Source organism: Staphylococcus sp. EG-SA-10, from assembly GCF_017151945.1.
GTDB classification, from domain to species: Bacteria; Bacillota; Bacilli; order Staphylococcales; family Staphylococcaceae; genus Staphylococcus; species Staphylococcus aureus.
The window spans coordinates 125,266-150,230 of the sequence record NZ_JACVZJ010000005.1 but is presented as its reverse complement, the minus strand read 5'-3'; the positions used below and the strand labels follow the sequence as shown (position 1 = coordinate 150,230).

Annotated in this window: 28 protein-coding genes, 1 other RNA gene and 1 pseudogene; 11 read left to right on the top strand and 19 right to left on the bottom strand. The window is 31.6% G+C overall.

The window, feature by feature from the left end; genetic code table 11:
• Positions 1 to 130 precede the first annotated feature (130 nt).
• On the bottom strand, positions 131 to 487 hold the full coding sequence (locus tag IDG45_RS06360) for an arsenate reductase family protein (RefSeq protein ID WP_000589549.1): 357 nt from the start codon (positions 485 to 487) through the stop codon (positions 131 to 133).
• A 143-nt stretch (positions 488 to 630) separates the two neighbouring features.
• Between IDG45_RS06360 and IDG45_RS06355 the strand changes: the two genes are divergently transcribed.
• Complete coding sequence (locus IDG45_RS06355; RefSeq protein WP_001147955.1) at positions 631 to 951, top strand: thioredoxin family protein; 321 nt, start codon at positions 631 to 633, stop codon at positions 949 to 951.
• A gap of 149 nt (positions 952 to 1,100) precedes the next feature.
• Here IDG45_RS06355 and IDG45_RS06350 read toward each other — a convergent pair whose 3' ends face one another.
• Positions 1,101 to 1,640 (bottom strand): nitroreductase family protein, encoded by a 540-nt coding sequence (locus IDG45_RS06350; RefSeq protein WP_000422908.1) that lies wholly within the window; start codon positions 1,638 to 1,640, stop codon positions 1,101 to 1,103.
• An 82-nt stretch (positions 1,641 to 1,722) separates the two neighbouring features.
• On the bottom strand, positions 1,723 to 2,439 hold the full coding sequence (gene aroD / locus IDG45_RS06345; RefSeq protein ID WP_031927536.1) for a type I 3-dehydroquinate dehydratase: 717 nt from the start codon (positions 2,437 to 2,439) through the stop codon (positions 1,723 to 1,725).
• Between the two features lie 147 nt (positions 2,440 to 2,586).
• Here aroD and IDG45_RS06340 point away from each other — a divergent pair, with 147 nt between their 5' ends.
• From IDG45_RS06340 to IDG45_RS06330, 3 genes are all read left to right on the top strand, one after another.
• Positions 2,587 to 3,009, top strand: a complete 423-nt coding sequence (locus tag IDG45_RS06340) for an organic hydroperoxide resistance protein (protein ID WP_031927537.1) — start codon at positions 2,587 to 2,589, stop codon at positions 3,007 to 3,009.
• A 398-nt stretch (positions 3,010 to 3,407) separates the two neighbouring features.
• On the top strand, positions 3,408 to 3,902 hold the full coding sequence (locus tag IDG45_RS06335) for a GNAT family N-acetyltransferase (RefSeq protein WP_000569881.1): 495 nt from the start codon (positions 3,408 to 3,410) through the stop codon (positions 3,900 to 3,902).
• A gap of 156 nt (positions 3,903 to 4,058) precedes the next feature.
• Positions 4,059 to 4,676 (top strand): LysE/ArgO family amino acid transporter, encoded by a 618-nt coding sequence (locus IDG45_RS06330; protein WP_000954354.1) that lies wholly within the window; start codon positions 4,059 to 4,061, stop codon positions 4,674 to 4,676.
• A 72-nt stretch (positions 4,677 to 4,748) separates the two neighbouring features.
• On the opposite strand, the gene IDG45_RS06325 is transcribed toward IDG45_RS06330, so the two are convergent.
• Entirely contained in the window at positions 4,749 to 5,330 is a 582-nt protein-coding gene (locus tag IDG45_RS06325; protein WP_001140692.1) for a histidine phosphatase family protein, read from the bottom strand.
• A 224-nt stretch (positions 5,331 to 5,554) separates the two neighbouring features.
• Between IDG45_RS06325 and IDG45_RS06320 the strand changes: the two genes are divergently transcribed.
• Entirely contained in the window at positions 5,555 to 5,791 is a 237-nt protein-coding gene (locus IDG45_RS06320; protein WP_000368687.1) for a hypothetical protein, read from the top strand.
• Here the strand turns inward: IDG45_RS06320 and IDG45_RS06315 are convergent.
• Complete coding sequence (locus IDG45_RS06315) at positions 5,788 to 5,991, bottom strand: sterile alpha motif-like domain-containing protein (RefSeq protein WP_000145163.1); 204 nt, start codon at positions 5,989 to 5,991, stop codon at positions 5,788 to 5,790. The two genes, IDG45_RS06320 and IDG45_RS06315, sit on opposite strands and share 4 nt — an antisense overlap.
• 340 nt (positions 5,992 to 6,331) lie before the next feature.
• Between IDG45_RS06315 and tsaA the strand changes: the two genes are divergently transcribed.
• From tsaA to IDG45_RS06290, 5 genes are all read left to right on the top strand, one after another.
• Positions 6,332 to 6,592, top strand: a complete 261-nt coding sequence (gene tsaA, locus IDG45_RS06310; RefSeq protein ID WP_001059690.1) for a type II toxin-antitoxin system antitoxin TsaA — start codon at positions 6,332 to 6,334, stop codon at positions 6,590 to 6,592.
• A gap of 28 nt (positions 6,593 to 6,620) precedes the next feature.
• Entirely contained in the window at positions 6,621 to 6,809 is a 189-nt protein-coding gene (gene tsaT, locus IDG45_RS06305; protein WP_000052076.1) for a type II toxin-antitoxin system toxin TsaT, read from the top strand.
• A gap of 187 nt (positions 6,810 to 6,996) precedes the next feature.
• Positions 6,997 to 7,566, top strand: a complete 570-nt coding sequence (gene lnsA, locus IDG45_RS06300) for a lipoprotein N-acylation protein LnsA (RefSeq protein ID WP_001106659.1) — start codon at positions 6,997 to 6,999, stop codon at positions 7,564 to 7,566.
• An 87-nt stretch (positions 7,567 to 7,653) separates the two neighbouring features.
• Entirely contained in the window at positions 7,654 to 7,938 is a 285-nt protein-coding gene (locus tag IDG45_RS06295) for a hypothetical protein (protein ID WP_001004397.1), read from the top strand.
• A gap of 61 nt (positions 7,939 to 7,999) precedes the next feature.
• Entirely contained in the window at positions 8,000 to 8,218 is a 219-nt protein-coding gene (locus IDG45_RS06290) for a hypothetical protein (RefSeq protein WP_000005883.1), read from the top strand.
• A gap of 496 nt (positions 8,219 to 8,714) precedes the next feature.
• On the opposite strand, the gene IDG45_RS06285 is transcribed toward IDG45_RS06290, so the two are convergent.
• The 9 genes and pseudogenes from IDG45_RS06285 to IDG45_RS06245 form a co-directional block, all read right to left on the bottom strand.
• Entirely contained in the window at positions 8,715 to 8,915 is a 201-nt protein-coding gene (locus IDG45_RS06285; RefSeq protein WP_001059082.1) for a cold-shock protein, read from the bottom strand.
• Between the two features lie 356 nt (positions 8,916 to 9,271).
• The gene (locus tag IDG45_RS06280; RefSeq protein ID WP_000141556.1) at positions 9,272 to 9,958 is read right to left on the bottom strand and encodes a thermonuclease family protein; all 687 of its coding nucleotides are present in this window, start codon (positions 9,956 to 9,958) and stop codon (positions 9,272 to 9,274) included.
• 340 nt (positions 9,959 to 10,298) lie between these two features.
• Entirely contained in the window at positions 10,299 to 10,781 is a 483-nt protein-coding gene (locus tag IDG45_RS06275) for a hypothetical protein (RefSeq protein ID WP_000824492.1), read from the bottom strand.
• Between the two features lie 336 nt (positions 10,782 to 11,117).
• On the bottom strand, positions 11,118 to 12,137 hold the full coding sequence (emp, locus tag IDG45_RS06270; protein WP_000727723.1) for an extracellular matrix protein-binding adhesin Emp: 1,020 nt from the start codon (positions 12,135 to 12,137) through the stop codon (positions 11,118 to 11,120).
• A 352-nt stretch (positions 12,138 to 12,489) separates the two neighbouring features.
• Positions 12,490 to 14,016 (bottom strand): von Willebrand factor binding protein Vwb, encoded by a 1,527-nt coding sequence (gene vwb, locus IDG45_RS06265; RefSeq protein ID WP_031927538.1) that lies wholly within the window; start codon positions 14,014 to 14,016, stop codon positions 12,490 to 12,492.
• Between the two features lie 220 nt (positions 14,017 to 14,236).
• Entirely contained in the window at positions 14,237 to 17,254 is a 3,018-nt protein-coding gene (gene clfA / locus IDG45_RS06260) for an MSCRAMM family adhesin clumping factor ClfA (protein ID WP_070015734.1), read from the bottom strand.
• A gap of 262 nt (positions 17,255 to 17,516) precedes the next feature.
• The gene (locus tag IDG45_RS06255) at positions 17,517 to 18,047 is read right to left on the bottom strand and encodes a GNAT family N-acetyltransferase (RefSeq protein ID WP_001167168.1); all 531 of its coding nucleotides are present in this window, start codon (positions 18,045 to 18,047) and stop codon (positions 17,517 to 17,519) included.
• A gap of 138 nt (positions 18,048 to 18,185) precedes the next feature.
• The gene (locus tag IDG45_RS06250; protein WP_000608194.1) at positions 18,186 to 18,707 is read right to left on the bottom strand and encodes a hypothetical protein; all 522 of its coding nucleotides are present in this window, start codon (positions 18,705 to 18,707) and stop codon (positions 18,186 to 18,188) included.
• Between the two features lie 7 nt (positions 18,708 to 18,714).
• Positions 18,715 to 18,870 (bottom strand): annotated as a pseudogene (locus IDG45_RS06245) (hypothetical protein).
• A 434-nt stretch (positions 18,871 to 19,304) separates the two neighbouring features.
• Between IDG45_RS06245 and IDG45_RS06240 the strand changes: the two are divergent.
• Entirely contained in the window at positions 19,305 to 20,030 is a 726-nt protein-coding gene (locus IDG45_RS06240; protein WP_000757409.1) for a DUF5067 domain-containing protein, read from the top strand.
• 472 nt (positions 20,031 to 20,502) lie between these two features.
• Here the strand turns inward: IDG45_RS06240 and ssrA are convergent.
• The 5 genes from ssrA to secG all read right to left on the bottom strand — a co-directional run bounded on the left by ssrA (position 20,503) and on the right by secG (position 24,949).
• Positions 20,503 to 20,864: a transfer-messenger RNA gene (gene ssrA / locus IDG45_RS06235) on the bottom strand.
• A 90-nt stretch (positions 20,865 to 20,954) separates the two neighbouring features.
• Positions 20,955 to 21,419 carry an SsrA-binding protein SmpB gene (gene smpB, locus IDG45_RS06230; RefSeq protein ID WP_001085185.1) on the bottom strand — a complete coding sequence of 155 codons (465 nt, stop codon included), beginning with the start codon at positions 21,417 to 21,419 and terminating at the stop codon, positions 20,955 to 20,957.
• Between the two features lie 21 nt (positions 21,420 to 21,440).
• On the bottom strand, positions 21,441 to 23,813 hold the full coding sequence (gene rnr, locus IDG45_RS06225; RefSeq protein ID WP_001050035.1) for a ribonuclease R: 2,373 nt from the start codon (positions 23,811 to 23,813) through the stop codon (positions 21,441 to 21,443).
• 33 nt (positions 23,814 to 23,846) lie between these two features.
• Positions 23,847 to 24,587, bottom strand: coding sequence for a fluorophosphonate-binding serine hydrolase FphH (fphH, locus tag IDG45_RS06220; RefSeq protein ID WP_001165970.1), 741 nt, complete (start codon positions 24,585 to 24,587; stop codon positions 23,847 to 23,849).
• Between the two features lie 128 nt (positions 24,588 to 24,715).
• Entirely contained in the window at positions 24,716 to 24,949 is a 234-nt protein-coding gene (gene secG / locus IDG45_RS06215; protein ID WP_000556760.1) for a preprotein translocase subunit SecG, read from the bottom strand.
• Positions 24,950 to 24,965 lie beyond the last annotated feature (16 nt).

The following is a 24,965-nucleotide window of genomic DNA, read 5'->3' as shown; positions in this document are numbered from 1 at the left end:
ATCATTAATGATGCCATAAGGCTAGATGCTATTCAACTATATTTATAAAAATTAACAATTGTATAGCTTATTTCATTTTACATGTAATGAATCTAAATATCGAGATATTTAGTAAGCGTTTACATTATACTTACGCTAACCAAGTCTCTTTATATTGATCTTCTTTAAATCCTAATGTTATCTTATCGCCCATTACTGCTAGAGGACGCTTTACTAACATACCATCAGATGATAACAACTCTAACTTTTCATCATCTGATAAAGTTTGTAATTTATTTTTCAAATCAAGCTCACGATATTTCGCGCCGTGTGTATTAAACAATTTATTAATTTCTACGCCTGTATTTGCAATTATTGTTTTAAATTCATTTATTGTAGGTGTATGTTGAACGATATCAATTGGTTCATAACTTACGCCATATTCATCTAAAAACTTTGCTGCCTTTTTACAAGTTGTACAATTCTTATATTGGTAAAATTTAATCATACGACTGCAACCTCCTTTATGTATTTAAAATAAATATATCATTTTCCATAGCAAAAGGCTTTCATTTTGAAGCTAAAATTTTTTATTATGATATAAATTTAGCTATAATAAAAATTATTAAACTATCTAGAGGAGTTGTTATAATGCAAGCAATCAAAAGTAATGAATCATTTAAATCTGTAATTAATAGCGATACACCTGTAATTGTTAAATTTGAGGCAGGATGGTGCCCAGACTGTCGTGCTATGGATTTATGGATTGACCCAATCGTAGAACAGTATAATGATTACCAATGGTATACTGTTAATCGTGATGAATTAGAAGATGTAGTTGTTGAAAATGAAGTTATGGGTATCCCTAGCTTGCTAGTATTTAAAAACGGCGACAAAATTGCACACCTTCATTCAGCAAATGCTAAGTCACCTGAACAAGTTGAATCATTTTTAGCAGAAACTTTTAAATAAATACTAAAATACAAATGTGTATATACTGCACAATAAAAAGCTGAGACTGTGATTGTACCGACTCTAGTAAATTAGATTAAATCTCTAACTCGATAGATGTCCATCAATTCATGTCTCAGCTTTTATTAATGTTTCTATAATTATACATATTAATATAATGTAATTAAGTTTCTATTTTTACGTGGTGCTTTAGGCATATCTTCTTCTAAATCCGTTAAATATAAGAATCCAGCAAGAACTTCATCTTTCTTTATACCAAGTGTTTTTCTTACTTTAGGATCATAGATATATAATGGCGATTTCCAACATGTACCTATCCCCGCTTCATAAAGTAACAACATAAGATTTTGTGCATATGCACCAAATGCAAAGTAGTTTTCATCATTTTGACGTTGTCTTGGATCTGTTTTTAAAATAAGCAATAACATGCCACCTAGTTTCGTTACTGCATCATAATGACATTGTTGCTTATCTAATTCGTTAGGAAATGCAAATTTAGAAATATCCTTACTCATATCTCCTAATCTGTCTTTCGGAACATGCACAACTCTCCATGGTTCCCTCATTCCGTGATTTGGAGCATCAGCAGCTTTCTCAATTGCTTGATATAGCAATGCGTCATCTATGTGCATATCTCTTTTAAATTTTTTCACACTTCTTCTATTAGCTATTGCTTGTTGTAATTCCATCTAAAATCGCTCCTCCACGAACAATGATAATACTTCTCAATTATAAGACAGCACTTACACAAAAGCAACCTAATTCATTTTATTAGTATAAAGTCACTTGCGCTTTTAAATCAGTAACATCAATCTGTCCTGGAGCTTGTGGTTCTCCGATACAACCATAAGTCAACGCACCACCAAAAACGCCTTGAGCCGTTCTACTTATTAGTCCAAGTTTAGACATTGAAATACCAACAACTTTACAGTCCATAGTATCTGAAAATGTAGACATTGCCTGCAATAAATTTAACACATCATTTTTATTATGTGGCATTACTGCTAATTTAACGTATTCTGGGTTGAACTTTTGCATTTTAAAAAATATAAATTGCAATTCATCTAATGGAGGCGTACTTTCGAAATTATGATGTGATATAACCACCTCTTTATTATATTGTTGCAAATGTGTAATGATTCGTTGATGTTTTTCAATGTCAATATCTGCTTGCCATTCTATATCAATCATATCTATGCCATTGATATTTGCTAAGTCTGATATTAAATTAAGATACAAGTCATTTGTAAATTGCCCATAGCCACCTTGTAACTTTGTACGATACGTAACCAATAATTTAAATGAATCTTGCATAACCTTCAGCTTTGTAATCATTTCTGCCACTTGATCAACTGTGACATTTTCAATTTGATCAATTCGTAATTCTAATACGTCTATTGCATCAATACGATGATTAATTTTTTGAATTAAAGTTTCTTCGATATATAATTGTGGCGCGATAGTCGCAACTACTTCCACATGTGTCATAGTAAATCCCTCATTTCAGATACTCATTATTTTTATTGTAAACAACAACTTTTTATCCTTCAATCAAACAATGCTATAAATGAATATGATTAAGGTATTTTCTAATGGGTAAAGCATAAATGTATTTTAAATTAGGAGGTTATAAGAATGGCAATACATTATGAAACTAAAGCGACGAATGTTGGCGGACGTAAAGGACATGTTTATACTGATGATCGAGCATTAGATATTGATATAGTTCCGCCTGCTCAAGCAGATGGTAAAGCTACTAACCCCGAACAATTATTTGCAGCAGGTTATGCATCTTGCTTCAACGGTGCCTTCGACCTAATTTTAAAGCAAAACAAAGTGCGTGATGCTCATCCAGAAGTAACACTAACAGTGAGACTAGAAGATGATCCAGACTCAGAAAGTCCTAAATTAAGTGTTTCAATTGATGCGACAATTAAAAATGTTATATCTCAAGAAGAAGCTGAAAAATATTTACAAATGTCTCATGAATTTTGTCCATATTCAAAAGCGACTCAAGGAAATATTAATGTCGATTTAAATGTAAATGTTGTAGATTAGCATTAACTTAAAGAGATTATTCAACGTTATTAATAAAATTCACATAAAATTCAAATTTGCCAACCAAAAATTTTTGGTTGGTTATTTTTTCTAATCGTGATTGAAATTTCTAGCAATATTTAACTGAAAATAATTGTCCCTTAGTCATCATAAATGTGACCGGTTCCAATACTGGCTTGACTTCTTCGCATTCCGTCTACAAATAAAAGTCCAGTGTCGACCAATAACCAATTCCATAATTCCCTGAACTTAAAAATAAATATAATTAAATTGATAATCCATTTACAAGAATGTGCATATAAATCAATGATTGCAAAATTTTAATAAACATTTTAATATGTAATTAAGAAATTTTTTTAGTACAAAATCTTTCTCAATAATGATTAAGGAGGTCAGTAATGATTGAAATTAAAACATTAACGAATAATGATTTTAATGAGTATAAGAGACTTGTTTCGACAGTCAATGAGGAATTCACTCAAGATTCACATTATAGTCAAACAATGACTGACACCTTAATACATGACATTTTAAATCAAGGTTCACCGAAATGTATTGTATTTGGCTGTTATGAAAACGAAGCACTTATCGCAACAGCTGCCTTAGAACAAATTCGATACGTTGGAAAAGAACATAAATCATTAATTAAATACAACTTTGTTACTAATAACGATAAATCGATTAATAGCGAGCTCATTAATTTCATTATTAATTATGCACGGCAGAACAATTACGAATCTTTACTTACATCAATTGTGTCAAACAACATAGGTGCTAAAGTTTTCTATAGTGCACTAGGATTCGACATTCTTGGTTTTGAGAAAAATGCAATTAAAATCGGAAATACCTATTTCGATGAACATTGGCTTTTTTATGATTTGATTAATAAGTAATACAGTTTTATATATTCTACATTTCTCATAAATTCAAATCATATATTAATCTATTTTTCATACAACTACTCTACTATTGAGTAGTTGTTTTTTATTTGGTATGATATCAATAAGTTTTTTTCAGAATATTCTATTTTTTAGGGGTGTCAAAACTTAATGTTAACCGCAATTATTCATGGATTTATCTTAGCGATAGGTCTAATTTTGCCTTTAGGTGCACAAAATGTATTTATTTTTAACCAAGGAGCTAATCAACCAAAATATAGATATGTATTGCCTGCAATAATTACAGCCGGGTTGTCAGACAGCTTACTTATTATTATTGCAGTGGTAGGAGTATCTATCATTATTATGTCTTTACCTGTACTTCAAGCAATTATTTATATAGTTGGTTTAATTTTCTTGATGTATATGGCTTGGACCATTTGGCATGATAAACCCTCAACAGATGGAGAAGCTCAAATTATGTCTCCAATGAAACAAGTAAGTTTTGCTTTATCGGTTTCATTACTCAATCCACATGCTATTTTAGATACAATTGGTGTAATTGGTAGTAGTGCTGCATTATATAGTGGCAGCAATAAAATTGCGTTTACAATCGCTTGTATTAGCGTTTCATGGTTATGGTTCTTTTTACTCGCAATTTTAGGAAAAATGGTTGGATCAATTGATAAAACCGGAAAATTATTAACAATAATCAATAAAATATCAAGTATAATAATTATTATTGTCGCTCTGATGATATTACAAAAACTTATTCAATTAATATTCTAAAGCGTTATATAGTTGTATTTTAAAAGCGTTATACAAAAGACATACTTGTGTCTATGTATAACGCTTTATTTATTATAAATTTGGATCAATTAACTCAACAAATTTAAATGTTCCATTGTCATATTCAAATTTCAAGATATTACAATTACCGATATTATGCTTTAATGCTTCATCTAGTTTAAGGCAATATCTTAAAAATACTCTCATTATTGTTCCATGACTCACGACTAATGCATTATTCTTTGTTTGAGACATAATGTCATGTAAAGTTTTCACAATGCGATCTTCAACTTGTTGCCTTGCCTCTCCTTTGAAAGGAACAATTCGATCTCCGAATAAGTCCTCAGGCTTGTATAGATTATCAAATAGATAGACTGACTCACCTTCAAATAATCCAAAATGCCATTCCTTTAGTCCCTTAAAACGTTGATACGAATGGTTAGGTGCAACATTTTCAAGTGTGTCACTTGCGCGTTCTTGCGTTGATGATGCATATAAATCGAAGTTTATCCCCTTAGTTTCATAATAACTACGTGCCTTTTGAGCTTGAGCAATTCCAAGTTCTGTTAGCGGCGAATCTCCAAATCCCTGAATTAGTCCCTTAAAATTAAACAAAGTTTGTCCGTGGCGCATTAAATATAACGTTTTAGCCAACAATAACACCTCTTCAATAAAAAGTATTGATAGCTCAAAATGTATTCTCTTTTTATTAAAATGAGTACCAAATATATTAAACCATTATTTAAACTTTTTCGGTAGCGAAAACCTTTGCTTTTGATGTACATTTTTTTCATAAGTAATGATGATTTTAGTTTAAAAGATAATGTGACGGGGTAAAACGCAATGAAGAGTACAGAATTTTAAAGGAGTGAGTGTTTATGGATAATCATAATCAATGTAATTATGTGAATCCACAAAATGTTTCACTTGACTGGGAATGTTTTATAATTAGTAAAAGTGAAATGTTGTTAGATGGTGTACCAAATGAACTTATAAACACTTGGTTAGATAAAGACATTATTACACCATTTTCGATAAGAAATGATGAAATAAACTTTAAAACAAAAGATATTTGGGATGCACTAATACATCATAATTGGTACTACTCAAATTAATTTGCCATATATAAGCTAATAGCTCTATTTGTAGTTTCAATTAATTGATGATCTGTGTAATTAGACATCACATATGCTCTAATTACTTGGTGTCTTTCTTCTAATCGAGGGAATGCTTTATCTTCACTAACGTGTTCGGCCAATATACCAAATGGTGTGTTATCATTTTGAAAACCCATGATGAAATTGTAAAACGTCATAAGACTTGCCCCCTTCATTTATTAAGCGCTATTTAAAGTGTTATTATTAATCTTATCAGAAAACTAGTATTTGTAAATGTGCAAAAGTGATTTTGCACATTTTTTTGTTATCTGATTCTAAAAATATTAACGAATTGTACAACTTTAAGGGTTTTTAGTATGTAAATATTCTTTTCATATTAATACTATACACCCCTATATATGCTCACTTGTTTGAATTAATAAACTTTAGCATTCTACAAATAATATTTTAAAAATAACTATACTTTTTATTTACCTATTGGAAAATAGTGTTATCATATTTATTAAGAAGCTATTTTTATACTAGTAGGTGTCAATCATGAATAACATTTTGTTAAATGCTATCAATATAGTTATTACTACCACTTTTGTTATCTTTAATATTTTAATCACATATAATAAAGATTTAGATGATTTATGTTGGCTCCTGCCTGGTATTATCATTTGTGGTGTGATACTCATTGTATCCTTTACCATTGCAATGATAACTAAAAACTGGTTAAGTGAAATATTATTTTTTATAAATATCGTACTCGTTCTCTATTACATTTATCCTATTTTTTATAGTTTTATAGGTTAATAATTACGGTATATAAGGAGGGTTTGACATGTCTTTACATTTTGCAATTCTGTTTTGGCTAGCATTAATTTTCTTAGTTGCCGCTACGTTTATACTCGTATTAATGAAAAAAACTGGCAAAGAATCTAAAAAAGAATCCTATTTAAGTTTCACTGTCATTCTCTATATTTTCGGATTCGCTATTTTAATATACACATTTATATTTGGTGTACTATAAATGAAATTCAATTTATATCCAGTCTGAAACGTCTCAAAGATGTTTTAGACTGTTTTTTATTCTTAATAGACATTTCACACTCTCATACTTTAATATTTAAGATATGTTTTAGTCTTACAAACTTATTAAAGATTACAATTCTAATTTAAGACTATTTACATATATTTCTTCAACAAGGAGCTTTTAAGTGAACTATATTAAACGAACGATAATTTTACTTATATTATTCGTTGTCGTATCCCCTCTAAACTCACCAAAAACAATTGCAGATAATAAGTATTCAGAAATTCAAGATGACAAATTCCAATTACAACCTGGTGATATTATTATTACAAAAGGCCCTGTCATGTGGGGATTTTTTGGTCATTGTAGTATCGCGATTGATGATAAAACGATTTTACAAATTGAGGGGCCTGGCGACAAACCAACTACACAATCCTTCGAATCTTTTAAATATAATTATGCAAGTGGCAAAAATGATTGGATGAAAGTTTATCGTTGCAGCTATCCTGGTGCAGGTAAAAAAGCGGCTGACTGGGTTAAGAAAAACTATGAAAATACAAATCATCGTTATCTAGTTACATTAAATTTGAACAGCAAAAAATTTACGTATTGTACTAAAATTATCTATCAAGCTTATAAATTTGGTGTAAGTGAAAAATCAGTTAAAAGTTATGGACTACATATTATTTCACCCTATGCAATTAAAGATAATTTTATAGATCCATACAAACTAAGGCTTGTTAAAGCTTATTAATACAGTTTCATCAAATAGTTAAATTAGTTTGTGTTTTGCAATAAATTGGGTATAGATTACAAATGGTATTTCAGGAGGCCCAATATTTTGAATGAACTAACTAAAGAACAAAAGTATACAATAGCTAAATTTTACAAATTATATATTGAACGTTCGAATAATGGAGAAACAGAAATAGTCGCTAACTTTTTTGGCGATGCTAAAGATGCACGTGAAAACTATTTTTGCGATCGTGATTATCAAGACTTCTTAACTAACTGCCAAATTTTAATTCAAAACAAATACTTAACTGGTGAAGTTTTGGACGATAACATTTACAATATTTCCATTTTAAACAAGACATTTATTGAATTTGAACAAAATTTTGGTTGAACATGAATGTCTCAACTATAAACTTTCTAAGCCTATTTTAAAACAGGAGTGAAAAACATACATGAGTGAATGGCATATTAATAATCAATCTACAAAACCTTTTTTGATACAACAAGCGGAAAAGCAATTGTCTATTGTTAAACCGTTGCCTAATGGTAGCTTCCAAATACTCACAGAAATAGATTTGGAGAATGGCAATGTTAGTAACATCGATCATTCTCTACTTGTTTCAGTAGACCTCAAAGCATTAGAAATAAGTATATTTGATGCTGTAAATTAAACGCAATATTTTTATTTAATTATTTTAATGTTTCGACTTTTAAATGAAAACAAGATTACTGAATTATTATGAGATTTTAAAAACAATAAATATTCTCAATAATTAATCAGTCTTAATAAAAAATTAACAAAAAGTTGATTAGTTAAATTATTAATTAAGTAGTAAGATATTATGCGATGTGGTATCCTATTATTGTTAAACATTTTGAGTGTTTAACATTACTTCTTGTTATCGCCATATACAGACTTTAATTCTCGTCATTATTAAAGTTCTGTATTGGCGCTTTTTTTATATTCAAAATCAAAAGTCGGACAGATGAAAAGTAAAAAACTTTTCCATCAGTTCGATTTATTTTAGAACCATTATATATTGTTAGATCTCCACCTAAATTTATTGGACAAAAAAATAACAGCTAGTGCTTTTACCACACCAACTGCTATCGATTTAAAGCATAAAAAAACAGCCCTATAATAAGGACTGTTTGAATAAGTTAAAATTACATTTTAACTACGTTTGCAGCTTGCTCGCCACGGTCGCCTTCAACGATGTCGAATTCAACTTTTTGGCCTTCTTCTAATGATTTGTATCCATCTTCAGCGATTGCTGAGAAGTGTACGAATACGTCGCTACCATCTTCTCTTTCGATGAAACCAAAACCTTTTTCTGCATTAAACCATTTAACTGTACCGTTATTCATATTGAATACCTCCGTCGTGCTTTTGCACTAAATATTTTGTAACAAATTCATAAATGAAAAGGAGAATATTCTATATAAATAACTCACATTTTTCTTCACGCTCTTTATTACTTAACTTTCATTATACACTTTTAAATATAGAAGTAAAGCATTATTTTATTTTCTGTGATAATACACATTGAAATATATAGTAATATTCCATTTAAATACTAAATTTAAAATTTTTATTTTCTAATATTAAATACACTTGCTTTTGATACCATTTACTTTTTTAATTCTGATTTGATAATAAATCAGAACGTGATCTAAAAATTGTAAAAGTGCCACTAGCAGCAGTGACACTTTTACAATGAGCATTATTGACCTGAATCAGCGTTGTCTTCGCTCCAAATATTTAATTTCTCTTTTTTCGCTTGTGCTTCACTTTTTCTTAAAAGTTGTTCATGTGTATTGTTAGGTTTATAAACATAAGCAACTTTAGCCAAGCCTTGACGAACTAAAGCTTCGTTTACCATTTTTCCATCAGCATAAATATACGCTAAGCCACGTCCATATTTATCAGTTCTTTGACCTTTGTCAAACTCGACTTCAATTTTCTTTGCATTTTCTACCATTTTTTTCGTAAATGCACTTGCTTCAGGACCATATTTCTCTACACCTTTTTTAGGATGCTTTGTTTCAGGTGTATCAACCAATAATAGTCTAAATGTCATTGGTTGACCTTTGTACATTAATTTAACCGTATCACCATCAATCGCTTTAATTAATGTCGCAGGTTCTTTATGTAATTTTTTAGTTGAAGTTGCACTATATACTGTTGGATCTTCAGAACCACTTCTATTTACGCCGTTATCTGTTTGTGATGCATCTGCTGAGCTACTTAGACTTGAAACTACAACTAAAGTTAACACTAAGCAACTAGTAGCGAAAAAGAAAAACCTCTTTGCGTATTGCCCTTTCGAAACATTACTGATAGCCATCCCTATAAGTAATATTGAAACAATTGCCATACATATGCCAGCACTTAATAAGTATTCTGTCATAACTAACACCTCTTTCTTTTTAGTTAATTTTAATATTAAACGTTAATTAATTATAATTCTACATTTTTACAATTAATTAATAAAAATTTAATAATTATAATAAAATAACTATACTTACTTTTATGTATTTTCTATATTTTAGGTGTCAGAACTTATATATTTAGCCTTATTTGTAAAATTAAAAAGCCTACAACATGAATCGTTGCAGACTTTCATATCGAGACAAAGAGGTTTATTAGCGTCTCTATATCTATGCGGAATTTGAAAAGATTATTTATTATATTTACGGGGATAAATTGTCATTTAAAAACGAGATGTATAACTTATAATTTACTTTGGATTAGCGTTTTTCAGTTTTCTCTATTTTATTATTCACTTTATCAATTTGTTTATTTAAATAATTTTGGTGAGACTGACTAAGTGTACTTACTTTTGCAGTTGCCTTAGCGAGATCTTCATAGCTTTGTGTATCTTTATAATCGTTAATTAAGCTTTGTGCTTCTTTAACATGATCACGTCTAATAACGCGTTTGTCACGGTCTGTGAAATGTGATGAGTCAATTTCACTATAACCAACCATAGCTCCTGATTTACCGCCCATTGTCAATATGTTGAACTCCATCAGGTTTGAATTGCTATTAGATTTAAAAATATTAATTTGAGCATGTTCAACTGTTATAACTTTCTCTTCCGATACAATTTCGGTAAATTGCTTAGTATCATTTGCGCCACTCTCTGTCACTAATGCGTTTGCGTGATTAGAATGCCATAATTGAGTTGCACAAATAACACTCATTGTTAGTACTAGTACTTTCCTTTTCATTTGTTTATGCTCCCTTATTTGCTTTGATTTAAAAAACCGACTTTTTTACCCTGTTTTCTTCGCCATTGAAAATTATATACCAATATTTTAGAAACAATAATTAACTTGCGATAAACAAACTATTAACTATTATTTTGAGTCTTATATTTATATTAATTAATAAAATGATTATTTAAGATTATGTTACTATTCAACTTTCAAAGTAGAAATGCGAAATAATTTGTTGATAGATGTATATCACTTAGCGTAAAAAAATACAGCCTACAACCACATAGATTGTAGACTATATTTAAAATAATAGGTATTTATCATATCTCGTAAACTTAGTGCCAATTTTTATACTCGTGGTGCTGGTATGCTACCCTTAAATTCAGGAACGTAGTGTGTAGGGCTATAACTTGGAACAGCATATTGATAATTTACATTTTTGATATTTAATGATGGTTTACCAATTTTATAACCATTTGATTGTGAAAATGAGAAATATTTCTTCACACCTTTAACTACTTTATAAGAATAGAAGTATTTATAGTCATATGCTTTATTTACTTTAGCATTTTGATGTGTTGCTGTTGTATTATTTTGAAAACTTGGTACATGCATACGATGTGAATTGTGACCATATGGTGGAATTACCTTGAAACTATTTATTTGTGGCACAACACAAAAGTGATTAATTTTAATGCTAGCATGCCCTGGTGTTATAAATTTATGCGCGTGATATCCAGGCACTGCAAAATAATGATTTATCATTAGAGATTGAGATGGGTGTGTATATCTAGGTGCTTCTGATGGTTTAACAATAAAGTGTTTATTAATAGAATCCGTTGCATGATTTACATGTTTATGTACATGTGTTGATTTGTATGAAGTAATAACTTTCTTGTAGTGGGTTTGCGTAGTAATGAAGTGGTGGTTTACTTTGTTTTGCGTAATAAATCTATTTACTTCTGGGCCTTTAGCAACAAAATGCTTATCAACTTGTTGTGAAGCTGGATTGTTTGTTGCTACATTCACGCGATTATTGATTTCTTTGTACTCTGGTACAATGTTTCCTAACTTTGATTCTGGTACGGCAAAGTTTTTATCTACAATTTTACTAGCTGCCGATGGATCTGCAATCTTATTCAATTTATCTTCAGAAGCTACAAAGTTTTTGTTGTCAGCTAAACTTCCAACATTTACTTTTGGTGCACTCTTAAATTCATCGTAAGCTGGAATAATTTTATTAATACCTGATTCTGGAACTACAAAGTTTTTATCAACACTTTCTGTTGATGCATTAGCGTGATTTGAATTGATAAGTTGTGTAGCAAATAGCGTGCTCATAGTTAAAACGAATAATTTCTTTTTCATCTGTTATTTCTCCTTTATATAGACTCAATATTATAACCAATGTAATTTTCCTGTTATATTCACTAACAGCATTATATACCAGAATTTTCAGTATAATAATTAACTTGAAGTAAACGTTGTCTTAACATTTTTATTGTTTTTCAGCTTAAAATTAATTATTGATATTGATAGTTAAGCATAATAATTTTTTTGTAATATAAAGTGAAAAAAGTAATAGTCCACACCTGTTTAGAATGTGGACTATACTAGATTGCATCATTGAAATGACGACTTTGATATTATTTATTGCTAGTTTAAAATGTTGTTATTTTTACGGCAAACTCATTATTTGCTTTGCAGCCATACATTAATATTATTTGCCATTATATACTTTATTGATTTGTTTATTAAAACGTTTTTGATGACCTGAACTTAAAGTATTTACTTTTTGTTGGGCATTCAAACGGTCTTTATAACTATGTGTATCTTTATAGTTTTCAACTAATTTCTGAGCTTCCCTAACATGTTCACGCTTAATCACACGTTTTTCACGTTCAGTTAAATGAGATGAATCGATTTGACTCAAACCAACCAATGAACCCGTCTTTCTACCAGGTAAAGCAGATGTTTCTTCAAATTCAATAAGATGATTATGCGTGTGATTTGAAGTAGTTGGTGATTGATGCGTTGTTGTGAAATCATGACTTTCACCATTTAATCCAGCCAATTGTTTTGGTGCTTTGTAAACGATTTGTTGCTGAGTTTGACGCTCAACTGTAGGCATTGGTACCTGTGTCGTTGTTTCAGTATACGTAGTCGGTGATGTTGGTTTCTTTGTTGGTGCAGAAACAACAAGTTGTTTTTCATTTGCGTTATTAAAACGTTGCTTGTGTTCAAAATCATATTCTAATGATACAACCGGTTCTTTTTTACTTTTTTGTCTATCTAGAAATCTTGCTTTTCTTTCTTCAGCTCTTTTTTCATATTCAGCTTTTTGCTCTGCAGTTACTTCTTGTGAAGCAGATTTATAATTTTGAGAATCTAAACTTCTTTTACTTCTCTTGCTTCTTTTTGATTCATCACTTTTTGCTGCTTCAGTGTCAGATTTTAATTGAGCCATATTTTTATGATTTTTATCTTCTTGTTTTTCATCTTCTAAAACAGGAATATTATTAGGTCTTGTTTTATCTATATCACTAAAAAATTCATCAATTATGGTTTCTAAGTCTTCTTTTTTATTTTCTAACATCCTTTTGTTAACTGCTTTTTTATTTGCTCTTTCTTCATCTTTATATCCCATAATTAAATCTAACTTACTATATAAACTTTCAACATCATCTCTATAGTTTTGATAAAATGTTTTACCTAACATTAATATCTGATTTTCTAATTTGTTTAATTCTAAGTCGCACTTTAATTGCTCCTCTTCATTAAAGTCTTTCAATTCAGGGTTATCTTTTTTTATATCTTCAATTTCTTTTAAGAACTCCTCACTTTGTTTTTTCAAAGTATTAAATACACTTTCATATCTTTCATGAGTTAATCCTAGATAATCTAAATTATCAGTATTTCCATTTTTTATTTTTTTCTCTTCACTAAAAAATTTCTTCAAAGCCTCATCTTCAGCCATAAATCTCTGTTGATATTTTTTCATAGCTTCTTTATATTCAGGATTATCAAATCTTTCATTATCTAAGTTTGGAAAGGACCATATTAAATCATCCAAGCTTTTCTTATACTCTTCTACTGTTCTAGATTTATTTTTATTATTAGTCAGCTTCAAAGACTCAGATACATATGGATTCTTCTCCCCAGAAACCACTGCACTCGCACGATTGCTTTCCCAAATTTGTGATACACATAATGCTCCCAATGATAAAACTAGCAATTTATTTTTCAACTGTATTTTCTCCTTAATTTTCCCTAATTAACAACCTACCTTACACCCTATTTTTTCGCCAAGCCAAATTATATAACATCTACCTTTTTAAAATAATTAACTGTTGATGAATTAATTATTAATTATATTCAAACAATATATTTGGAAAACCCAAGTAAAAAAGCCACCTTTTTAGGTGGCTTCTTCATGAATCATATGATTAATTTAATATCATTATTACTTATTTCTTATCTTTATTTTCTTTTTTTCTTCTGAAAAGTAGTAATGAACCTAATGATGCTAATAATCCCCAAATTAGTGACGTATTCGCTTCACCTTCAGAACCTGTATCTGGTAATGGCTCTTTACTATCTTTAGCTTCATTTTTATTAGAAGCATTAGTACCATTTTTAGGTGAATTAGGCGGAACTACATTATTGTTAGAACCTGAGTCTGAATCGCTATTTGAATCACTTTCTGAGTCGGAGTCATTGTCTGATCCTGTGTCACTCGTTGAATCAGAATCGGAATCACTCGCTGAATCCGAATCGCTGTCTGAATCTGAGTCACTATCTGAGTCGGAATCGCTATCCGAATCTGAGTCGCTGTTTGAGTCGGAATCACTCGCTGAATCTGAGTCACTGTCAGAATCTGAGTCGCTATCTGAGTCGGAATCACTTGCTGAATCTGAGTCACTACCTGAGTCGGAATCACTCGCTGAATCTGAGTCGCTGTCGGAATCTGAATCATTCGCTGAATCCGAGTCACTATCTGAATCAGAGGCACTGTTTGAGTCTGAATCACTTGATGAATCTGAGTCACTACCTGAGTCGGAATCACTCGCTGAATCTGAGTCGCTGTCGGAAGCTGAATCACTATCTGAATCTGAATCACTATCTGAATCTGAATCGCTCGCTGAATCGGAATCGCTATCTGAGTCTGAGTCGCTATCGGAATCACTATCTGAGTCTAAGTCACTGTCGGAATCACTCGCTGAATCTGAGTCGCTGTCTGAATCTGAGTCGCTGTCTGAGTCTGAATCACTGTCGGAATCTGAATCGCTGTCTGAGTCTGAGTCGCTGTCTGAGTCAGAATCGCTATCTGAATCCGAGTCACTGTCTGAATCGGAATCGCTGTCTGAGTCGGAATCGCTCGCTGAGTCTGAGTCACTATCGGAATCTGAATCGCTATCTGAGTCGGAATCGCTGTCTGAGTCAGAATCGCTATCTGAATCGGAATCGCTATCTGAATCCGAGTCACTGTCTGAGTCAGAATCGCTATCTGAATCCGAGTCACTGTCTGAGTCTGAGTCGCTATCTGAGTCGGAATCGCTATCGGAATCTGAGTCGCTATCTGAGTCGGAATCACTATCTGAGTCTGAGTCGCTGTCTGAGTCTGAGTCGCTTGCTGAATCTGAATCACTCGCTGAATCTGAATCACTGTCTGAGTCGGAATCGCTCGCTGAATCTGAATCGCTCGCTGAATCTGAACCACTATCTGATGTAGAATCACTACCCGAATCTGAACCGCTATCTGAATTAGAATCGCTACCAGAATCTGAACCTGGGTCAGAATCTGAATCCTCTGGAATTGGTTCAATTTCACCAGGCTCATCAGGTTGTTCAGGAACAACTGGTTTATCGATACCGTCACCAGAACCTGATCCGTTATTAAATGCTACTTCGTTGTCCCATGACATAGATCTCCATACAAACCTTGAGTCATACCCATATAAAGTTGAACGTAAAGCTAAATCACCTTTGCTATTCGGATCAATATGACCATTAACAACTACAATATACGGTGTTGTAATTTGATCATCAGGCGTATTAAACTCTACTTTATATTGATTTGGATTTGGGAATGTAATATTCACACTATTAGTGACATCCTCAAAGTTTTCTGGATTCACAAAGTAACTTTCAGATAAATCAGCTGCATTATCTACTTTATATACTTTAATACTTGTATTTTGCTGATCTATTAATGCATTACTATCCGTATTTGGTTTTAAATTACCTGTTAAAACCGGCGCAATAACGTTATCTCCACTTGGATTGACATAAATTGTCTGACGATACGTATTATTTGTTTTATCGATTTGGTCAATTGTACCTTTAATAGATAAGTTATAAAACTTACCATATTTTTCATAATCTACTAATACTGTTTTGTTTGCTGTTGTACTACCTATGCCAGTAGCCAATGTCACATTACCTGTCTTTGTAACATTTTCAGGGTCAATATAAGCGGGCATGGTCAAAGTTGCTTTAACATCATCTTTAGTATTTACATAGTCTGTAAATGTATAAATAACATTACCATCACTATCGATTACACCATTTGCCAATACTTGATCTCCGGCCATAATTGGTGGCACTTTAGCAGTTGAAGTTACACCATTTAAGTTTAATTCTTTAGGTACAGTTATTTTGAATGTGTCACCTTTAACAGCAGAATTAGGCACTGAAAAACCATAATTCAGTTTGACATAACCTGCTTGGTGCGGATACACAGTCGTACCAGAGTCAATAGTAACTTTCACATCTGTCAACTGATTCGTAATATCTGTGCCAGCAGCCGGTGCATCTGCAGCTACAGCCGCTAAACTAAATGCTCTCATTCTAGGCGCACTTGTATTAACCGCTTGATTAACTACATCTTTATTACTTGCATCTGTACTCTGTGGAGCTGATTCATTGTTTGAAGGTGTTGCTTCAGTTGAAGTATCTTGCGTTGTTGAAACATTTTCCGCATTTGTAGAATTTTGAGGTGAATTTACAGATGATACTGTATTAGTATCATTAGAAGTCGTTTCATTACTTGTTTGATTCACTAATTCCTCCGCATTTGTATTGCTTGATTGAGTTGTTGCCGGTGTATTAGCTTGCTTCGTTGCCGTAGTAGTAGCTTCACCAGTTACCGGTGTTTCTTCCGTAGTTGCATTTGTTGATGCTGATTGTATCGTTTCCTGTTGTGCTGGATTTTGCGCCACACTCGTTTCGCCATTATTAGTGTTTGACGTTGTTTTAGTATCACTCACGTTTGTGTTGTCTGTTTTAGGTGCAGCATTAACGCTACTTGAATCATTACTTTTGCTTTCGTTACTTGCGCTATCAGATTGCGTAACACTATTTTCACTTGCATCTGCTTCTTTACTGCTAAGTAATCCGAAACCGATTAACGTACCTACAAGCACTGAAGCCACGCCAATCGATTTTTTCCGAATTGCGTGTTTTTCTTTTTTCTTCATATTCATTTTATTCCCTCTTTTTAAAAAGTCATTTTATATTAACTATATACCCTTTAAAGATATATTTAATCTCCATTAATGCAATTATACACTAAAATTGCATTATAGCAATTAATTTGTATCGACATTTTATTATCCACAATAATACTTTACTAACAAACATTTTATTTATTGCTATTTTAAAAATTGCAAACGACAACACACGATTTCATTGCAAGCAATTTGTATTATTAATATGAACTCTGCCTAATGTAATCCTAGCTTGAAATCATATTTTTTCAAAAGCAGATGTGTAATTTATGGTACCTGTTTTTCCCGCTAAACTGTTCACTTTTAATTCTTTAATTAAAAACGCTTCATCTGGTATACCATCATATGGTGGATAAATATCGTACATACTTGCGCGTTGATATCCTAGATTGCCATAATACGTCGGCCATCCTAATACACTGATAAAATTATATCCTTTTAATATTGCTTCTCGTTCTAATGCTTGAATTAATCGCTTCCCAATACCTTTATTTTGATGATGAATATCAACTGATACAGGTGCTAACACTAATCCAATTTCCCGTTGTGCCTCGTTATCAAGATAAACTTCACTTAGTAAACCGTGCCCTACAACTTCATTTTGAAGAACAGCTACTAATTCTAAGTTATTGTCATACGTATCACTTAGACGAATTTGGTCTACTAGTTCTGATTCATTACCATAACCATGTTCACTATTTTCAAATGCCGTTCTAATTAACTGGTCAACTTGAGCAAAGTCATGTTGATGTATTTGTCTAATTTGCATCTTTGCCCCTCCTTTTAGTTCTATCTTATAGAAAAATGCATTACAACATAAAGTAATATTTTATAGTAATGACGCCATTATTTCATTAAAATTGAATGATATTTTTCGCAATAAACAACTACCCTCTTAAATCAATTTTTAGATAAACTGCAAATCATAAATTTCTTTATTATTATAAGTATTAAAACGGTCGATTTGACCTTTTAATATAACTTCCTGTTGTTTGCGACTTACATTATGATAATAAGTCATACGTACATTCAAATCAGCTTCATAACCATTATTCTCAATCGTTCTTTCTAATTCTTCGTACACATTTTTATTAATTGGTAACATGTATCCTTCTTTACTAGGTAAAATATTCACGTATTTTTTCTGAATGACTTTATCATTACCCAATAAAACCTCTATTGCAATTTTTTTAGCAGCACCGCCACCTAAATTATATAGTTTAATATAATCTTTATGATGATGCTCATCTGTTGCCGAATTCATTATATTAAGTTGATCCCCCTCCCTTTCTAATAAAATTTGGTTAAAACCTAAAGCTGGCAGAAAGCTAATTTTCATTTGATAAAGTTGAACTGAAACTGATACAAAATAAAATAAAGCCATAATAAATGTTCCAATAGACCCTAAAGCTGAAATAATATTAATCATTAAGATATCAACCTTCCCTTAAGATATTTATATGATTAATTTCAAACTGAAAAATCATTTTACTTAATCGTTTATATCCAAAAAGAATCATTTTAAACGTTATATTCGACTGCTCATATAAAAAGTTTTGCTATATAGCCTTAAGTAATTTTTTAACCATCAAGTACGTTTATTATTATGGAAATCTATTTGCATTGACTAAAAAATACAATAACGCTTTTGAGAGTTCCCATCTTTGACCTGTATTTTCCAATTTAATAACACATCTTCTTCAATACATATTCATCTCATACAAATAAGTTGATTTTTTTATTTTTATAAACGCAATTTCTTAACAAATCAAAATTTTACATTTAAATCTTTCGATATATTACAAGTTTTTTAAAAAAGTAATATATTTCTATCAATAAAAGTAATATAATATTAGTAATTATAGTTCCATTAATTTATTGCAACAATACATAGAATCATTATTACAAGAATTATTTAATATCATCTTAGAATCTCACAAAATATCAACTTTGTTTAATTACTCAAAACGATAAGTCGTTTAGAGTTTTTAAAATAAATTTTTGCGAAATAAAGGAGACATGTTAAATGAAAAAAGTAATGGGGATATTATTAGCAAGTACACTTATCTTAGGTGCTTGTGGACATCATCAAGATAGTGCAAAAAAAGAGAGCACTAGTCACAAAAAGAAAGAAAATGACAATGAAGAATTAAATGAAGAACTTAAAGAATTTAAAAGCAAAAAAAATATGGATATAAAAATTAAAGGCGATACTATTGTTAGTGACAAATTTGAAGCTAAAATAAAAGAACCGTTTATCATCAATGAAAAAGATGAGAAAAAGAAATATATCGCTTTTAAAATGGAAATTACTGCTAAAAAAGACGATAAAGATTTAAATCCATCTTCTATTTCTCATGACTATATTAATATCACTCAAGATGATAAAAATACAGTAAATAAATTAAGAGATGGTTATCTATTAAGTGATAAAAAATATAAAGATTGGACAGAACATAACCAAGATCAAATTAAAAAAGGCAAAACTGCACAAGCCATGTTTATCTATGAGTTAAGAGGTGATGGAAATATTAATTTAAATGTCCATAAATACTCAGAAGATAAAACAGTTGATTCTAAATCATTCAAATATAGTAAACTTAAAACCGAAGATTTTTCTCATAGAGCGGAAACAAGAGAAGAAGTAGAAAAGAAAGAAAAAGAATTTGAAGAAGAGTACAAAAAAGAACAAGAACGAGAGAAAGAAAAAGAAAAGCAAAAAGATGACGATAGTGCTTTAAATGAAGTATAAATTTATGAATGCTCGCATTCAACGTTATAATCTTTGTTGTTATTGTCATTATAGATTAGCTTACTTACACTCATAATGACATACTAATTTAATTGTTAAATATAATAAAAAAGAGTAGCTCGCCTACTCTTTTTTGTTGTTTTGCATGAAGAATTATCTTATATAAAGAATCTTTTTATGAACAATATTAAAACTCAAAGCTCAACTTTTTTGACACTTATTTGACACACATTCTTTCAACCCTTAACGCAAAATCTTATATGTACACAAGTATTAATTATTCATTCATGAAAATTTGAACCTAAGCAGATACTATCATATCAACGTACACAGCTAATTTAACCTTCCTCACAAGAAAAGATAAAAAACATAAAAAAGAGCAAGGTCAACGTGTCAGAAAATTATTTTCTTGACACATATTTGACACTTGCTAGATTAAAACCCCATTAAATCAAGGTTTCCAAGCATATTTTTATGGAGACGGCGGGATTTGAACCCGCGTCCAGAGGTCCTGATACACATCTTTCTACGTGTGTAGTTTATCGAAAGGTTTCGCATCATGAAAAGTGATAAACAACCAACATGATGCTAGCTTGATTAAGTTTCTTCTAAACAGACTTCAAACGGCAGTGTTTAGCATATCCTATTAAGGTTGAATCGCGTTAACAGCACATAGGAAATGCTGTTAGGCGATGCAGAGTGCGATTAGGCAGCTACTGCGAAATTATTGTTTGTTTTGCCAGTTATTATAAACTGTGTGTGTTGATGACGAAGACAACCCTCCGACACGCTTAATGAGCTCGGGGGACCCCTGTCGAATCCAGAAACGCCCCCGAAATAATAAATCAAACAAATCATACTTTTGTAATTTACAAAAGCACATATAACTATATCAAATATAGCCCGATTAAGCAACTAAATCGCTTAATAACGGGCTTTCATATCTCGCGCAACATCTCGTTTGACTGCTTTTTCTTTCAAAGCTTGACGTTTATCATATTTTTTCTTACCTCGTGCAACACCAAGTAATACTTTACAATGTCCATGCTTCAAATAAAGTTTTAACGGCACAATCGAATAACCAATCTCACGTGTTTGGTCACCCAATTTAATGATTTCACGCTTATGCAATAATAATTTTCGAGAACGAAGAGGATCGTGATTAAAACGATTCCCTTCTTCGTATGGTGCTATATGCATATTATTCAAATACATTTCACCGTTTTTAACTTGCGCATAACTATCTTTAAGGTTAGCACTACCTCGGCGAATTGATTTTATTTCTGTGCCTTGCAATACAATTCCCGCTTCAATCGTGTCTTCAATATTATAATCATGTCTAGCTTTACGATTTTCCGCTAATGTACCTGGTGATTTCTTCTTAGCCATTCATACTCACCTCATTGCTGCTTATTTTTTCTTACGACGTGCTTTCTTTTTCACACTTTTATCTTTATAAAATGGCTTATATTTACTGTTTCCTGATTTGTCATTTTTACGTTCATTTTTACCTTTACGTTGCTTACCTTTTTTCTTATGACCTTTATCATCAGATTTCGATTTATCTAATGATTTACCACGCGTTTTAGCTTGAATTGTCTTACCTCGCGCTGGGCGCTGTGATCGATCATTTTTCGGTAAAGGCATACCTACAATTTGAAAATCAATTAATCGTTCATCTACATCAACATGCGTCACTTTAACCTTAACTGTGTCACCAATTCTAAATACTTTAGCTTGACGCTCACCAATTAATGCCATTTGACGCTCTTCAAAACGGTAATAATCATCAGTCATATTCGCAATATGAACCATACCCTCTATCGTATTTGGCAATTCAATGAACATACCGAAGTTAGCTACTGAGCTGACAATACCTTCAAATTCATCACCAATATGTTGAATCATATATTCTGCTTTTTTCAATTCATCAGTATCACGTTCTGCCTCAATAGCACGACGTTCACGTTTAGAAGTATGTTCAGCTAACTCAGGCAATTTGTCTTCCCAACGCTTCACTTCTTTGTTATCCATTGATTTCTCAATTAAATACTTACGGATTAAACGATGAACTGTTAAATCAGGATAACGTCTAATTGGTGATGTAAAATGCGTATAATATTCAGCTGATAAGCCAAAATGTCCCAAGTTCACATCATCATAATGCGCTTGTTGCATTGAACGTAACATCATTGTTGAAATGACCATTTGTTCAGGTCGACCTTCTACTTCTTCTTGAACCTTTTGAAGTGTTGTTGGATGAATATCTTCGCCAGTACCCTTAATCATGATGCCAAAGTTTGTAATAAAATCAAAGAATTGTCTTAAACGATCTGATTTAGGTTGCTCATGCACTCGGTAAATAAATGGTACATCTAACTTACTAAAATGTTCAGCAACTGTTTCATTTGCAATTAACATAAATGACTCAATAAGACGTTCGCCTTCACCACGTTGTCTCAATTGAACATCTGTAGGTATACCATCTTCGTTAACTAGTACTTTCGCTTCGCTAATATCAAAATCAATTTCACCACGGCGTTTTCTCATTTGAATTAAACGATTTGATAAATCTTGTGCTAAATCTAGCATAGGCGTAATTTCATTATACTGCTCTCGAATCGTAGGATCCTTTTCAGTAATAATCTGATTTACCTCATCATACGTCATTCGATAATCAGAATGAATCACACTATCAAAGATTTCATGTTTTACAACGCGACCACTATCATCGATTTCCATGCGACAGCTTAAAGTTAAACGATCAACATTAGGATTCAATGAACAAATACCATTACTTAATCGATGTGGAATCATTGGAATTACACGGTCAACAAGATATACACTAGTAGCTCTATCATATGCCTCTTTATCCAATGCAGAACCTTCTGTTACATAATAGCTGACATCAGCAATACTTACAGTTAATTGCGTATTACCGTTCGCTAACTTTTTAACACTAATTGCGTCATCTAAGTCTTTAGCATCCGCGCCATCAATAGTGATGGTCAATTCATTACGTAAATCATGACGTCCTTTAATTTCACTATCTTCTATATTGTCTGGTGTTGCTTCAGCTTCTTGTAACACTTCATCAGGAAATTCAATTTCTATGCCATGTTGATAGATAATAGATAAAATATCTACGCCAGAATCATTTTTATGTCCTAAAATAGCAGAAATATGTCCTTCTGGATTATCTGAACCGTCAGCATACTTAGTAATTTGAACTAATACTTTGTGACCATCTACTGCACCTAAGCTTTGACCTTTAGGAATGAAAATATCTTGCATAATTCGTTTATCATCTGGAATGACAAAACCAAAATGTCTAGCCTGACTATACGTACCAACCACTTGAGTTACTGAATGCTTCTCAATTGACTTAACTTCCCCTTCAATTTTACCTTTATGCTCACCTTTTGATTGATGGATTTCTACAATAACAGTATCTCCATCCAAGGCACGATTAATTTTCGTTGGGGGAATAAATATATCTTCCATATCTTTGTCTTCAGGTCTTAGGAAAGCAAAACCTTTTTTGTTTTGACTTAATGTTCCTTTAATTAATTTCGATTGACCTTTGGAACTATGCTTTTTTTGGTATCTATCTGTTTTCGAACGTTCGATTAATCCTGATTGTTCTAACTCCACAAGCACCTTAATTAAATCTCTAAACGAGTCGGCACTGCTTAAACCTAATGCATCTTGAAAATCTGACACTGACATAGGTTCATATTCAGGTTGATTAATAATCTCTTCTATTGATTGCTTTAAATTCATTATGCCCCTCCTTTCTAATGTTAAAATCTCTTTTTATTCTGACCAGTCTAATGACTCTAAAAATTGATAAATATCATCGAAAACTTGTTCTTTTTCTTTATCAATTGTAATAACATGTCCTGACTGACTATACCATTTGATATCTTTTTCGTCAGAGTCTACATGTTCATATATATAATTTGCGGATTGTGGATCAATCATATTGTCGTTTTCTGCTTGAATCACTAAAATTGGGTCAAACACCTCATCAACTTGATCTTTAATCGTATCTAATGCTTCACTTAATTCTTTTAAAGTTTCAGTTGGTTTAAAATGATGCATTTCGTTGTCAATCGTTTCTTGATCTTTACCCTCATACTTTTTAAAATTGCGTGCATATTCTAAAAAGCCTTCATAAATGGCACCTTCAGTTTTGCCACCCATAGGAGCACACATCGTTACAATACCCTTTACATCTCGATTTAAGCTTAATTTTAATGCAAAATCGCCACCTAATGACAAGCCAGCAACAACAATTTCATCATAACCTTGTTCAACAAGGTAGTCATAGCCATCTAAGGCATCTTTAAACCAAACAAAAGGACTTGATTGAAGTATCTCTTCTGGTGGTGCTGCATGGCCTTCATATTGCGGTGCATACGATGTATAACCTTTCTTTTGTAAAAATCGACCTAATTGACGAACATCAGACGAATTGCCTGTAAAACCATGTAGTAATAACACGGCACGTTTACCTTCCTCAAAAAAGAAAGGCTTTGGTAACTTTATTTGCATAAATCTAACGCTCCTTTTTCACAATTAACAAACGTACTTAATTAAACAATATGTTTCTAATAATTGAACATGAGTCCTTTATTATTCTAATTATAAATAAAAAAGCCCGACATTTACATCGCCGGACCTTACATACCAAGATAACTTATGCAAATCATAAGTACAAAAAATAATATTGATAAAATAATTGTTAATCTATTTAAGAATAAATCGACGCCACGTTGTTTTTGTTTACCGAATAACTGCTCAGCACCACCACTGATGGCACCTGAAAGCCCACTGCTTTTACCTTCTTGGAGTAGTACAACAGTTATTAATGCAATACAATCAATGATTAATAATACGATTAAAAATGTATGCATAAATTGTCCTCCGTTC